Raw genomic sequence first — 14852 nt, forward strand, 5'->3', positions numbered from 1 at the left:
CATCTTTCAATCTCCCCTTAAATTTTTAAACATGCCTTTTACTTTTTTAAAAATGGATGGCTCTTTAAATTCTTGTTCAAAGACAACATCCTCTAGCCAATGAACATCATATAACCCTTCTTCTATAAAATTCTCAAGATCATTTTGGCCAGGAGGATTATATAGTACGATATCGATACCGAATTGATTTAACAGCAATAATAATGCTGCATCTGTTCTCGTCATCGTCCCATTTAGTTCATTATTGTAAAGAATGAGTTTAGGGATATCTTGGGAATAATCAAACTTTTGCAGGAGCTGTAAAACACTTGCTGGGATTTGCATCCCTTGTGTGAATAAATAAGTTTTTAATTCCTCTTCACTTTCATGATAAATCGGTTTTATATACGGCCTTGCACAAATATTACGAATTGCTGTAGCAATCCCATTTTGCAGACCAGTTGGCAAATGCTGATATTTCCAATAGTGGGCAGTAATCATTTTCTGCGGATCCAACAACCCATCCTTACCGAGAGCGTTTCGATAATGGAAGCGAAAATCATTATTGACGCTATTTGTAAAAGGAAACTTTTTTATTAAGAGACTATTTTCAAATTCAGAAACAGTTTGTAAACGTTCCCAATACTCTTTCCGGTTTTTACTTACACCTTGAACTTTCGCAAAAATAGCTGGGATTTTCACTTGACCGTTCATCACTGCAAAATTAGGGCGGATCATTGCTTTTTCTTTTATTAAAATAAATAACTCATCATATGTTGTTTTTAACGTTACAGATAATGGGGTATAATCGCGAAGTTGCCATGGCTTATAAAAATGCGACCCTTCATGATTCAAAATAGATTCTATTTCACGAGAGGCCCGATAGGCGACTGTTGCTGTTCTTCTGCTTCTTTCAGTCGGAAAAGGCTCCTCTTGTTTCACACCAGGATATTTATAGATAAATGGTTCTTCCTGCCCATCATCTAAACCTGCTAGCCAATCATTTCCTGAAGGTGCAAAAGAAATGATATCACACCCTAAGGTCATTAAATAATATAAAAAATATTGCTGGCTTTTATTGGCATCACCATACCATAAAAATTTCGGCATCATTTGTTCTGGGTTAGCTTGTGGCCAAATAGGTGCAATATGATTAAACGTCCATTTAATCACATCGACAATAACTCTCCGTAAATCTGGATTATTTAAGCCACCCTCTTCCTTTGACGAAAAAAGCTGTAGGACAGACATCATTGCCTCTCTTGCCTTCCTATGTAAGGATGGGAGTTTGGACTTCAATAATAACTGTTCACCGTCAAGAAAGGCTACAAAACGGTTGATGGATAAATTTTGCTCCTTATGGAAATTTAACACCTTCTGTATAGATTGAAATTGTTGATTATCTATTGTTTTGTTCAGAGCTTCTTCACTTATAAGAATAAGGTTTGTCTGCTCAGTATGGATTAAATCATACAATCGATTATAGTATTCATCCTCATCTAACGGAATCCCGCTAAAACGAGCAATCACTTGAGGGATATGGATCGTTCCTTGCACAATTGAAAATTGAGCCCTGTCTTTGATTGCCTTTTTTAAATTAATTAGCCAATTATCAAAAGAAATCGGCAATAGATGTGTTTTGATTTGACTAAATGAATAATTCATTCTACTTCCCTTCCCTCTGCAAGCGAAAGATGTTAAAGTTCAAAACGCCACGTCCTGTGGCTTTCGCCTGACTAGGACATCCTGTCCGTCGTCGGGCCTTTACGGGCTGTTAGATCTCTCACTCAGAATTTTTTTGTACCACGCTACTCGAAATGGGAGTCTTACAGCCCGTTAATCTGCGATAATATGTAAAGTTATTACAATCATACCATAAATCAAAAAGGTTTCTAAAATGATACCATCTTATTTTTGAAATTCTTTATATCTCCATTCCTTCACCTTTCAGCTTGTCTTAGCATACCTTTAAGTACCATAAGGTATAGAAGGTGATTAATCATGCGGTTTTTATTTAGAAAAGCCAAATATCATTTACATGAATCCGATTTAGAATTGGTCGAGGAAGTATTAGGATCTGGTACCTTTGTATTAGTTGACTTATTTTTCTGGTCTTTACTGATTACGTTTCTAACTATATCACTGCATTTTTCATATTTATGGGGATTATTTATCTTTTTTAGTTCTTACATTTTTGGGGCATGCCTTTTCTGCATTATAAGAAAATGGCTATGAGGTCAGCTGGATTTGGCTAATGCGAATTTAATAGTAGAAAGAATCTCTTCCCCAGCCGCTACTCCCCTTTCTTGCGTCAATGTATACCGTATATCCCCAATTGTCTCACTAGCTAATTCCCCGTGAGATGGAACAAAAGGAAAGTCGCAAGTTTTTAAAAAATCATGATCAAGCAAAGAGTCCCCTGCACCGTAAATGGATGTGATTCCCTCACGCTCTTTAATAAACTTTACAGCCTCACCTTTACAGATTGGTTTTGGCATGAAATACAGCTTTCTTCCTTGGAGCGATATCCTCCATCCAGCTTGATTCGCCAATGATTTGATCAAATCCTTCGTATCCTGATGAATGCTTTCTTCAAGAATATAGTAAAAGAACAGTGATTCAGCAATTTTAATTGTACCTTTAAGATTATTACTCTCTACATGTTTGATCATTTCTTCAAGAGAAGCACATTCCGCTTTAAGCCGCTCATCAACTAAGCTTCTCCACTCTTTATGCGGATTACCTTTATATATGATATTCGCACCATTTGACGTAATGGCATAAGTTAGCGGAATATCTATAGATAAAATAAAAATTCGCTTAAATTGCTCCAACGTTCTCGTTGTCACAGGTACAAACAGCGTATTTTCGGCAATATATCGAAGGTCGGCAAGTGACTTCTTTGTCATGAAGGCAATGTTTTGATTGGCTTTCTTTTCTACGCCAATTAAATGATTCATCTTTGTTTGTTTAAAATCTGCTAACGCACGCTCTGAATAAATAAGTGTACGGTCTAGGTCGGAAGCAAACATCCTCATTGGCGGCGTTCGACCTTTTTAATTAACCCGCAACATGTATAGCTCATTTCCGGATAATGAACGATTTCCACATTCCTTTCTTTTGCCAGCATAAGAATATGTTTAACAAATGGACTTTCGATATCTTTCATTAAAATCTTCCAAGGAACCCTTCTTAATAATACTCTTGTTGTTTCCCCCACACCCGGCTTAATATAGTGAGTTGTTTCAATTTGAAACTCTTCCTTTATTCTCAAGACATCTTGCATGCCTTGGAAATTTGCTTCTTCTTTGCGAGTTTGCAATTGTATAGCCCTTTGCTTTGCTTCAACAAATATATGTGGGAATTCATTTGTGATCGCATCTAAATATTCGTTCGAAAGATCTGATTCCGCTAGTTCCCGATAAAATTTTGCACCATGGAAATCTTTCTGTCCAATGATGTCACAATTCAGAACTGTACGACTTACTAATCCAGAAACCGTTGAATTTAAACAAGCACTTGGGATTAAGAAGTCCTCCCTCGTTCCATAAAGGGTTGTACAATGTCCCGGATCTGCAAGAACAGCAAGTGTATCATCTAGTCTAATACCAAATTTCTCGTAAACAGCCTGACAAGCTTTCGTAAGCTCAATGGATATAGCTCCTTTTCCTGTCCAGCCATCAATAAATTGAATATTCTTATTCGGATGTTTTTCAATGATATAGCGGATTGCATTCTCATCTAAACCTCTATCACGAATAATAGAAACACTATAATGGGGCAGTTCCTTATTATACCTTTCTTTCAAATATCGTTTTATTAGGGCCCCAACAGGTGTTCCTGCACGCGCAAGTGAAACAAGAACCGTATCCTCTCCTTTAAGCTGATAAATTTGTTCAGCAACGATTCCCGTGCATAACGCTACTTTTTCCTTATACTCCATAAGTGTTTCACGAAATAATTGTATATAAGAGGCAGGCGGCTGATACTCGATCGGCAATGTCTCGCTATAATGGCGGCCTAATTGAATTTGTTTTTCCCGGCTTTCAATCGTCCCTTCAAGCTGAAAATCACTAACATCCTTTAATAGGAAAATGACATCTTCCTTTTTATACGATCCGAACATAATCTTATTATCTATTTGACTATTCAATTCCTTTACCTCCACTAAAGAAAACCACTTTAACATCTTTGATGCCCGTCTTTTTCAGTTCATTCAGCATTGGCTGAAGGTCTTCCATCGATACGGCTCTTTCCATAAAAATAAATAGATCGTCATATTCATAAGGCGGAATATTATATACAAAGTGAGCTATTTTCCTATCATCTGGGTTAGGAAAAGCAAGGCCGAATCGCGCTCCATAACCATCACGATTTTCGATATAAATAGGACTTCTTGTTGTTGATTGATAGGAAACGCCTGTCCCCATAAAGGAAGCGATCTTCATTGGCAAATACATAAACTCGCCTGTCCCTAAACATAGAGTTTTATCTCCTAACCTTTTTTCCTTTAAATATTTCCCCATTTCCTCCATAGATTTGTTTAACTCTTGATTTAAACGGGAGTGTAAACCAAACCTACCAGTCTCTTTCATATAAGGAAGTTGTTTTATCTTTCCTTCTAAAGTAATAGAAGAATAATTAATCTTCTGCATTTCCTCTGAAAAAGCGGAATCTAAAGAGATTTGATGAACAGATTGTGCTACTTTAGAAGGCTGAAATAGCTCCGTAGATTGAGCTTCAATTTCCAAAGATCCAACCTTTGTCATTATCCCTTTTAGTAAACTTACAGATCGAACAGAGATCCCAAGCTCTCTTTCAAGATTTTCATATGAATATAAGTCTTCCTCTGAACGCCAATCCAAAATCGATACAACTGTATATTTATCTCTAGGGAATTTTGCTTGAATGGAGCGAATAATATTAATGGCTGTTTTCCCGGTAGTCATTTCATCATCAACAAGAATGATTTCCCGCTGATTATTTAACATTGATTCGTCTACATAGCAACGGTGGGAGGTTGCGTGGGAATGTTCCTCCTCAAATGTGATAACCGGTTCTAACCCTATTAGATGCTCTCTCGTCGTGTGGAAGAAGTCCGCCTTTTGGAAATTTTGGAAAAAGGCATGTCCAAGGGCAGTAGCAGTTTCGGCAAAACCGATAATGACAGGATTTAATTGTTCATTAATAAAAGGCTGATTAGCAATTGTTTTTGAATGACTCAAAAAAGAGGAAACTAACTTTTCCCTTAACTCTGATTCAGCTCCAGTAATTGTTTCCCAGTACCGATTGGCTAGCAAAGCCCCACAAGTTAATCCTTTTTCCGGTTCAATGGGAATATGTTTGCCTAAAACCTTGCTTACAAATAAAAAAGACCTTTTTTTATTGATTCTAGCTGCCATCGTAAATAAATCATCGATAGGCAACTGATATGGATTATTAGTAATTTCAATATTAACGCTTAACTGGTTGAGGATTGGAAGCGTATATTTCGTTAGTGAGTAAGTCAATGTATGTGTATTCTTCATTTAGCACCCCGTAAACTTCTGACTTTAAGAGAATCTTTTGTGCCCAATAGTAATGGGGCTTGATTTCATTCATTTTATTGGAAAAATGGCTCTTCACCACGCCAATATGACCATTTGCCATATCAACAATGTTCCTTGCATCTAAATATTCTTCATATGACACTGTATTTAACGCTTGAACAGGTCTTATATGTGTAGGATGAATAATTGTTTTTCCTGTTAAGCCATTTGTTATATCCATCAATATTTCCCGAATGAGTCCGTCAAGCTGTTTATCGATTAACTCTGATCTGTAATGTATGCCCGTTTGGCCGAATCGCTCTCGAAAAGGTGTTTGTCTTAATTGCGGCTTTAGCCTTCTTTCCTTCGAAGAAAAATATTCCCAAACAGGACCCGATATCACATATGGCTGATCCGCACGTAAAAATAGATTGACGATATCGGAAATACAATCACGAATCACTGCGATATCGTAAACAATTGTATCCGAATTTCTACGGATTCCATATAAGCCGCAAAAGTCTGTGGCTCCAATGCGAATATTTAAGATTAAATCTTCATATTCATCTACAAGTTTTTTGATTGCTAGCAGCTCATCAAGCCGTGTTTCCTTTTCAATCACTTTCTTCGTTTCCAAAATGGGTAAGGCAAAAAGCCGATAGCCATCGTAATTAAGCGCTCTAATTTCCTGTAATACTTCTCTGCCTGTTAAGGGCGAAAACTTTGGGATTACAATGCCTGTTAATAAATCTAACCCTTTTGATCCTTGGTGTCTTATCCGTCTTAACTGTTCCTTGTTACGGATTCGAATGAACATTAACGGAAGATCCTCTTCGCTCAAAAGACCTTTATCCATATCATCTCTCAAACTATTAAGCTCCTGTATGAGGATTGATTCAGCTTTTTCCACCTCTTCGTCACCAATGGCATCCTCTAAACAAATGACCATAGAGGTGAGTCCTGCATGTTTTTTCGTGATTAAATCCTGATAAATATTTGGTCTTGTCGCTGGCATATATAATGTGGCCCCAAGTGCATATGATAAAATTTCTTTACTAGAATTCTTTGAAAACTCTCTTGGTTTTATATGAAAAATTTCATTGCAAGCTGTATCACTAAGATTTGAAAACAATCTCATCCCGTTTGCCTCATTTCCAATAAGTTGTAAAAAGGATAAAAAGAAAGGGAGCGGACATTCGTCTGTTCCCTTTTCTCATCTAAATAATATTCTATTTTTCGTTCGTTGCTTCTTTCTTCTTGTTCATAAAATGGACAATGAAAGTTGCTGCAAATGTTACGAGTAATATAATAAAGAAATACATATGGTCAAATTCAAGGCCCGCTACACCAAGCAGCATTTTCACAGAAATAATCAAAATAAGAACATATGCCGCTGTTTCTAGTTCCGGAACGCGATCAATCAGCTTTAGGAACACTCCGGCAATTCCACGCATCATTAAAACACCAAGCATTCCGCCTAATAATAATATCCAGATTTCCTGGCTAACACCGAATGCAGCTAATACACTGTCAACAGAGAAAGCAATATCCATTAACTCAACTGCCACGACTGTTCCCCAGAATGTGCCAAAGAGGCGAATTAATAATCCCCCTTGTTTCATTCCTTCTATTTCATCTTCCTCAGCATCTGCTTCCTTCTTTTTATCAATAAAGTATTTGATAGAGAGCCATGCTAGATAGCCAGCACCTAATATTTTTACCCACCAAAGTTCGATTAAGAATACACCTATTCCAATAGCAATGAAGCGGAATAGATATGCACCAAGAAGTCCATAAAATAAAGCTTTCCTCCGTTGCTTTTCTGGTAAATGCTTAACCATCACAGCGAGTACAAGGGCATTATCTGCAGATAAAAGTCCTTCTAAAATAATCAGTGTTCCTATTAATCCCCAGCTAACTGGATTAGATAAAACTTCTACCCACATTTCCCAATTAAAAAATTGCGAATAGGTATGTAGTATACCTTCTAATATTGTCATTTCTTGATTGTTCCCCCTGCTATATATAGTTTTGAGTATAAATGTTTATTGTTTATATACGAAGGATGAATAAAAAGGTTTCATTTACTCTATTAATTTTTAGCTCATCCATTTCGGAGGAGTGTTTTTATCCCAATAAATGCTGCCTAAATCATGATGGGCTTGAAATTGATCATGATGAGTATGGTAGTGAAAATTAAACCAGTAGCCTTGTTGCGGCGGCTGATCCCTTCTTACATGAAAACGAATTACATCCTCGTTTGTTTTTTCATTTTTAATGTTAAAAATTTTCTCTGAGTGCCCTTTGCCTGGACCTTCTGATACTGTTAAACAGGCCAACTTCTCTTCTGGATATTGAGCTGCAACATTTTGGATTGCCTTTTCAATATTAGGTAAGATGACTTCAGAAAATTCATTTTCGATGACTGGCTTAATTCTTGTGCCAAACTTAGTAAATGATTGAGCTTCAGCAGCAATGAGCATTTGCTTAACAAAATCATCTTTACTAATATACCCAACATCTTCTTCTTCGCTCAAAGAAGAATTGTTTCTATTCTCATCTGCTAGAAAGTCAAAAATATCTTTTTTCGGTGTTTTTACTGCATCGGCATGATCGTAAGAAGGTGTCACCAAACCAAAGGTTAGTATGGTTACCATGACGACGAGCGATTTCCGTAGCCATTTTGGCATTAATAAAACCTCCTGCCTTTACTTATTCGAGACTGCTTTCATAATCCCTGATTGTTTAATGTTATTTACCGCTTTAGTCAGCAATTCTTCTGACTGAACGAGAGCTATGCGCACATAACCTTCACCCCAAGACCCAAAAGCATTCCCAGGTGTGACTACTACATTGGCACGGTTGATTAATTCAATGGCAAATTCCTTTGACGTAAAGCCCTTCGGAACTTCCGCCCAAATAAACATAGAAGAATTTGGAGAACTTACATTCCAGCCAATTTCACGTAAACCATTCACAAGAACATCTCTTCGATTTTTATACATTTCGCGAAGTTTACTTAAAAAATCCGATTCGTCTGTCAATGCCTTCACAGCCGCCGCTTGGATAGGAAAAAACACACCATAATCGACATTTGATTTGAAATTAGCAAGCATAGCAATAATTTTCGGATTTCCCGCTGCGTAAGCAATTCGGCAGCCGGCCATATTAAAGCTTTTTGATAATGAATTCATTTCAATGCCGACTTCCATCGCTCCTTCAACAGAAAGAAAGCTTACCGGTTTGCTCTCGTAATAAAGCTCAGAGTAAGCAAAATCATGCAAAATAACGATATTATATTTTTTTGCATAAACGATTGCCTCGGCAAAAAACTCTTTCGTAGCCATCACCGGAACAGGGTTTCCAGGGAAATTTAAAATCATTAGCTTTGCTTTTTTACTAATTTCCTCTGGTATTTCTGAGAAATCAGGAAGAAAATGATTTTCTTTTTTTAACGGCATCGGATATTGTTTAGCACCCGCCATGCTTATTCCTGTTTCATATGCAGTATACCCGGGATCAGGAACGAGCACATAGTCACCAGGATTACAAAGAACCATCGGGAAATGCACTAATCCATCTTGAGAGCCCATTAACAGGGATACTTCTATTTTTGGATCAAGCGTCACATGAAAGCTTCGTTTATAGTAATGGCTAACCGCTTCATAAAATTCACCTGTCCCTTTCATCGTATAACCATATAAATGAGGGTTCATCGCCATTTCAGCGATCGTTTTCATTACAATCGCAGGTGGTGCTGTATCAGGGCTGCCAATACTTAAGTCAACAATCTCCTGACCTTCAGAAATTTTCGACTCTTTATAATAAGCTAATTCTGAAAATATACTTTCTTGAAAAGAATTCATTCTGTCTGCAGTTGAAATATTCATTTATTTTCCCTCTCAAATTAACGGTTTCAATTTCTATTATTCTATTATACTTCCTAATACGAGAAAAAGGAAAAATGGTTTCATTTTTTCACGCAATTGTAAAATAAGTTTGTTTTAAAAGTTTGTTTTAAAAGTTTGTTTTAGTGGGTATAGGATTTGGAAAAATCCATATAACTTTAAATAGATACAATGAAAGGGGATATTTCTATGGATTGGTCCATTGCTATTGTGGCACTTATGATATTGATGCTTGGGTATTTTATTTATTTGTCTATTACGGATTAAAAAGCAAAAAAGAGAAGGGAGTATTATACGATTAAATGATACTCTCCTTCTTTTGTAAAACCCCAAAATGAAACTTTGATGATTTTCTGATCAATACTTCAAATTGATATTTTTTAAATCTCTCACTGCGAAAATGATCTTTTAAAATAACCTTTTCTTTTGCAACTCTATATGCTTCTCCGATTAATTCATGAGTTAAATCCTCATAGACTGCAAAGCGGCTTAACGCCTTTATCCCATCAGATTCAAGAATATGCTCCTCAAACATCGGATCAAAATAAACGATATCATAGCTATTATCGGGAAGATTTTTAAGATAAGATAATGAAAGGGAATTGACGACTTCAATGCGCTCCATTGCCTCATTCATTACTGATATTTCCGAATCCCAAGCTTGCAAACCCTTTTTCACTAAATAGGCTAAATATCGATTTCCTTCAATACCTGTCACTCGCCCTTCAACACCGACAACAAAACTTGCAACAATACTATCTGATGCTAATCCTAATGTGCAATCTAAAACTGTTTTTCCTGGTCGTAAACAGGCGGCTTCAATAAAAGGATCATGTTCCCCTTTTAGCAAACGTTTGATTCTGAACATAGCTGAATTTGGGTGAAAAAAGAAAGGGTCTTTTTCGCCAAACAGATAAAGCTCGAGCCTTTCGTTGCCGACAACGATACAATCATCCTTTTCTGCCTCTTGAATCGCCGCCACAGATCGCTTTCTTCTGAAGACATATTTGCTATTTAATTCCTTAGCGATATTGATGGCAAGAGCATTCATTTCTTCATTTGTTCTGCCAGCAGTTGTAATAATCATTTCTTTCTCCTTATCAAGAAAAAAGAAAAGGACGTCGCTAGACATCCAATTCCATTTCTATTAACAATTTGCTTCAAATGCAGCTAAAAGGTTTTCCATGATCGTTTCCATAGAGTGATCCTCAATATCATGACGATGGATAAAATGTACAACCTCTTTTCCCTTTAATAAAGCCATCGATGGGGAAGAAGGCTCTAATCCAACAAAGTATTCCCGCATTTTTGCTGTCGCATCTTTTTCCTGGCCAGCAAAAACGGTTACCAAATGGTCTGGCTGCTTTTCGCCTCTTACTACAGCTTGAGTTGCCGCTGGTCTTGCAAGCCCTGCTGCACAGCCACAAACAGAGTTAACAACAACGAGTGTTGTCCCTTCAACATTTTCCATAAATTGTTCAACCTCTTCAGTAGTTAATAACTCCTGAAATCCAGATTGAACAAGCTCCTGTCTCATCGGTTTAACCATTTGCTTCATATATTCTTCATAAGCCATTGACATCTTTAACACATCTCCCGTTCATCATTTGTATGGATAAGGATACTATAATCTATGCTATTTTTCAAAAAGAACTAATTCTTTCTTGCCTCTGTCATTTGCTTCCAGACAGAACCCTTCGCTTCTTCACCTTGCTCGATTCTTTCAATAGCCAGCTTTATTTGCATACTCACTTCAAATTCTGGATCATTTTCAGCTGCTTTAAGTGCAGGGAGAGCCTTCTCATCTCCAACCTCATATAGGAACATCGCTGCACGCCAGCGAACGAGCTTACTGCTATCCGTTAATGCTTCCATCATTTCTGGCATGGCTTCTTTAAAGCCTAAATCAGAAAGACAGTCGCCTGCTGTTCTTCTTACCGTGACAGTTTTATCTTTCAACGCTTTATAGAGTAGCTGAAGAACTTGTTTATCTTCAATCATGCCTAAATAAACGGTAGCTAGTCTTCTAATGGACGCCTTTTCATCCTGTAATGCTTTTTCTAAAACTGACAAATCGGAAATTTCGGGATCATCCATTTGCTCAAGCTTTTGATACCTTATCCGCCAATCAGAATCCTCTAAATCAGAAACATTTAATTTCATGCGCTTTCGAGCTTGCTTTTGATCACTTTTTTCAGGATTTTCAGCCTGATCAACTAGTTGGTTAAGACGGCTATCCGGATAGGCTGCCATTAACTCCTCAACAACCTCTTCCCCTACTTGATCAAATTCTCCGTACCGGACCCCCACTTCTACCCATTTACGGGCTAAAACGACATTATCGTCTTTTGACTGAGCACGCGACAAGGCATTCATAAACACTTCCGGCAGTCCAAAACGTCTGTCTTCCGTGCCGTCTGTCAGCTTTACTTGCATCGGAATATCTTTATATTTTTGGACAAACACTTTGATTTCACCAAAATGGTCATTTGTCTTCGATAGATTATCATTTTCAGCTTCTGCTGATTCTCCGAAAGCCATTCTAACTTGCGGAAGGATTTCCTTCCAATCAAATTTGGCGTTCCGTTCCACAGCTAAAAAATCAGCTACATGATAAACACCTTTCACTCCATCTATATTGAGGATTTCCTGAATGACCTTAGGTGCGCCTTCTTGATTCTCTTTTTTATAATTATTGCTTTTCCCCATTGGCAGCTCTTCATCCAAAATAACTTTCATCGTATTTGGACTTGGAGTTGGTTCAATTGATAATATTTTCACGGCAAAATCACCCTTTACACTATAATCAGCATGTAAACTTATACTTATATTAACATAAAGTGGTGAAGCTACATGTCTATCATGCTTAAACTAAATAAATTATCAAGGTAGACAATTATTCTACTAGCTCAGAAAGGTAGGTCCAGCGCTCAATCAAATGCTCAAGCTTTTCGTTTAATTCTGCTTCCCCGTTCATTAGCTTTTGTGCTTTTTCAAAGTCGCTGCCCGTGTTCGTCATTTCTTTAGCTATTTCTTCCAAGCGTGCTTCTACACCTGCAATCGCATCCTCAATGCCGTCCCATTCTCTTTGTTCATTGTAGCTAAGCTTTTTCTTTTTCGGTTTTTCTCTTTCCTTTTGTATCGGTGCCGCTGCTTTTTCTTGAACAATGGACTTCTCAGCTTCTTTTTCTAGATATTCCGTGTAATTTCCATAAAAGGAGTCGATAAGCCCATTCCCATTCAAGATGATAAGCTGATCGGCCACCTTATCAAGAAAATAACGATCATGGGATACAGTAATCACAACACCTGGAAAATCTTCAAGATAATCTTCTAGAACTGTTAATGTTTGTGTGTCCAAATTATTCGTCGGTTCATCAAGAAGCAATACGTTCGGCTCAGACATTAATATTTTCAATAAATATAGCCGGCGTTTTTCGCCACCAGAAAGTTTTCTGATTGGGGTACCATGGGTATAGGAAGGGAATAAAAACCTTTCCAGCATTTGCGCCGCGGAAATGGTCTTTCCGTCAGATGTTTCCACAACCTGTGCCGTTTCCTTTAAATATTCAATCATGCGCTTATTTTCATCCATGTCTTCGCTTTCTTGTGTATAATAAGCGACTTTCACAGTCTGGCCGATGATTACTTCACCAGAATCTAATGGGATTTTTCCAGCAAGAACATTCATTAGTGTCGATTTTCCTGAGCCATTTCTACCGATAATGCCCATCCGGTCTCCTGGTTTCACAAGCAAATCAAAGTCGTTTAATATGACTTGATCGCCATATTTCTTCGAGGCAGATTTCAATTCAAAAACCTGCTTACCGAGTCTGCTCCCGCTTAGAGACAGGTCTAGCTTTTCAGAGGATTTCACAGATGCTAGCTGATGATCTAAGCTTTCAAATCGCTGGATTCTTGCTTTTTGCTTTGTCGTCCGTGCCTTTGCTCCCCTTCTAATCCATTCCAATTCTCTTCTATAGAGATTTTTTTGTTTTTCAATGGTTGCAGCATCATTCTCTTCACGGATTGCCTTTGCTTCTAAAAAGGCCGCATAATTCCCTTTGTAGCTATAAAGCTGTCCGCCTTCTAGCTCAAACATCCTGTTCGTCACTCTATCGAGAAAATAGCGATCATGGGTAACTAACAGGAGTGCGCCTTGATATCTGCCTAAATATTCTTCAAGCCATTTGACGGAATCATAATCAAGATGATTTGTCGGCTCATCAAGAATAAGCAAATCTGGTGATTGAATTAAGCTTTGTGCGAGTGCCACCCTTTTCTTTTGACCACCAGAAAGCTCACCAATTTTCTTATTAAAATCTGCAATTCCGAGCTTTGTTAAAATAGATTTTGCATTTGTGCTTGCATCCCAAGCATTTAACGCATCCATTCGCTTTTGCAGTTCAAATAGCTTTTCTTGAAAACCTTGATTTTCAGGTTCTTTGTTCATTTGAATCAAGGCCTGCTCATATTCCCGTAACAAAACTAAGACGGGGGCATCTCCTGCAAAAACTTGATCTAGAACTGTCATGTGAGGATCCAAATCAGGTTCTTGTTCAGAATATGATATAGTATAATTTTTCGGTGTCAAAATTTCTCCAGAATCAGGGAGATCAACCCCTGCCACAATTTTCAGCAAGGATGACTTTCCTGTCCCATTTACACCAATTAAACCAACCCGGTCTCTTTCAGAAATCGTGAAAGAGATATCATTAAAAAGCTCTTTCTCCCCATATGTTTTTGTAATATTTTCAACTGAAATCATTTTCAAAATTGACCATTCCATTCATTAAAAAATTCTTCAAGATAATTTTCCATAAATTGATGACGCTTATTTGCTATTTCCTTTGCCGAATCCGTGTTCAGCAAGTCTTTCAGCTTCAGCAGCTTTTCGTAAAAATGGTGAACAGAAGATGATTTCCCTTTGCGATATTCCTCTTCAGACATCGTTTCTCTTACTTGAATATTGGGCGCATATATGAGTTGTCCTTTCTTCCCACCATAAGCAAAAGTTCTTGCAATGCCAATCGCACCAATAGCATCCAATCTGTCCGCATCCTGGACAATTTCTGCCTCTATACTAGTTAAAACGGATTTTTTTCCGCCTTTAAAAGAAATTGAACCGATGATTTCGATAATTTGAGCTCTAACCTTTTGTTCAAGTTCTAGTACTTCAAGAAATTCGAATAGTTGTTTCTCCCCTTCTTCTTTTGAGGAGTTCAGCTTTTCATCGGGAACATCATGGAGTAAAGCAGCCATTTCAATAATAAATTGGTTCCCTTTTCCTTCCTTTTCACATATATATAAAGCATTTCTGCGCACCCGTTCAATATGAAACCAATCGTGACCTGTACTATCTTCGCCAAGAAGATTTCGTACAAAGTCTTCTGTTGTTTGTATAACTGTTTGCATAACAACTCCACCTTCGCTAATC

At 37.5% G+C, this 14852-nt stretch carries 13 protein-coding genes; all 13 read right to left on the reverse strand.

All coding sequences use genetic code 11. The annotated features are described in order from the left end of the window. Window positions 1-6: 6 nt before the first annotated feature. The 13 genes from F7731_RS01055 to F7731_RS01120 all read right to left on the reverse strand — a co-directional run bounded on the left by F7731_RS01055 (window position 7) and on the right by F7731_RS01120 (window position 14830). A complete protein-coding gene (locus F7731_RS01055; RefSeq protein WP_151532912.1) occupies window positions 7-1644 on the reverse strand; it encodes a YceG family protein in 1638 nt (545 codons plus the stop codon). A 572-nt stretch (window positions 1645-2216) separates the two neighbouring features. Further along, window positions 2217-3017: an HAD family hydrolase gene (locus F7731_RS01065; RefSeq protein WP_151532914.1), complete on the reverse strand. Its 801-nt coding sequence runs from the start codon at window positions 3015-3017 to the stop codon at window positions 2217-2219. Then, window positions 3014-4105 (reverse strand): cysteine protease StiP family protein, encoded by a 1092-nt coding sequence (locus F7731_RS01070; protein ID WP_212031147.1) that lies wholly within the window; start codon window positions 4103-4105, stop codon window positions 3014-3016. Before F7731_RS01070 ends, F7731_RS01065 begins: the two co-directional genes overlap by 4 nt. A gap of 19 nt (window positions 4106-4124) precedes the next feature. Beyond that, window positions 4125-5507 (reverse strand): phosphoribosyltransferase family protein, encoded by a 1383-nt coding sequence (locus F7731_RS01075; RefSeq protein WP_212031132.1) that lies wholly within the window; start codon window positions 5505-5507, stop codon window positions 4125-4127. Beyond that, the gene (locus F7731_RS01080; protein ID WP_151532916.1) at window positions 5434-6645 is read right to left on the reverse strand and encodes an HpcH/HpaI aldolase/citrate lyase family protein; all 1212 of its coding nucleotides are present in this window, start codon (window positions 6643-6645) and stop codon (window positions 5434-5436) included. The genes F7731_RS01075 and F7731_RS01080 overlap by 74 nt, the downstream gene beginning before the upstream one ends. Before the next feature lie 91 nt (window positions 6646-6736). Then, complete coding sequence (locus F7731_RS01085) at window positions 6737-7507, reverse strand: TerC family protein (protein ID WP_151532917.1); 771 nt, start codon at window positions 7505-7507, stop codon at window positions 6737-6739. A gap of 99 nt (window positions 7508-7606) precedes the next feature. After that, on the reverse strand, window positions 7607-8197 hold the full coding sequence (locus tag F7731_RS01090) for a YpjP family protein (protein ID WP_151532918.1): 591 nt from the start codon (window positions 8195-8197) through the stop codon (window positions 7607-7609). 18 nt (window positions 8198-8215) lie between these two features. Beyond that, window positions 8216-9397 carry an LL-diaminopimelate aminotransferase gene (locus F7731_RS01095; RefSeq protein WP_151532919.1) on the reverse strand — a complete coding sequence of 394 codons (1182 nt, stop codon included), beginning with the start codon at window positions 9395-9397 and terminating at the stop codon, window positions 8216-8218. A gap of 316 nt (window positions 9398-9713) precedes the next feature. After that, window positions 9714-10502, reverse strand: a complete 789-nt coding sequence (locus tag F7731_RS01100) for a class I SAM-dependent methyltransferase (protein WP_151532920.1) — start codon at window positions 10500-10502, stop codon at window positions 9714-9716. A gap of 60 nt (window positions 10503-10562) precedes the next feature. Further along, window positions 10563-10997, reverse strand: coding sequence for a BrxA/BrxB family bacilliredoxin (locus F7731_RS01105; protein WP_151532921.1), 435 nt, complete (start codon window positions 10995-10997; stop codon window positions 10563-10565). 71 nt (window positions 10998-11068) lie between these two features. After that, complete coding sequence (locus tag F7731_RS01110) at window positions 11069-12196, reverse strand: conserved virulence factor C family protein (RefSeq protein ID WP_151532922.1); 1128 nt, start codon at window positions 12194-12196, stop codon at window positions 11069-11071. A 115-nt stretch (window positions 12197-12311) separates the two neighbouring features. After that, entirely contained in the window at window positions 12312-14189 is a 1878-nt protein-coding gene (locus F7731_RS01115; protein WP_151532923.1) for an ABC-F family ATP-binding cassette domain-containing protein, read from the reverse strand. Beyond that, the gene (locus tag F7731_RS01120) at window positions 14186-14830 is read right to left on the reverse strand and encodes an HD domain-containing protein (RefSeq protein WP_151532924.1); all 645 of its coding nucleotides are present in this window, start codon (window positions 14828-14830) and stop codon (window positions 14186-14188) included. Before F7731_RS01120 ends, F7731_RS01115 begins: the two co-directional genes overlap by 4 nt. Between the last annotated feature and the right edge of the window lie 22 nt (window positions 14831-14852).

The sequence above is a fragment of the Cytobacillus depressus genome (assembly GCF_008923245.1).
Taxonomy (GTDB): Bacteria; Bacillota; Bacilli; order Bacillales; family Cytobacillaceae; genus Cytobacillus; species Cytobacillus depressus.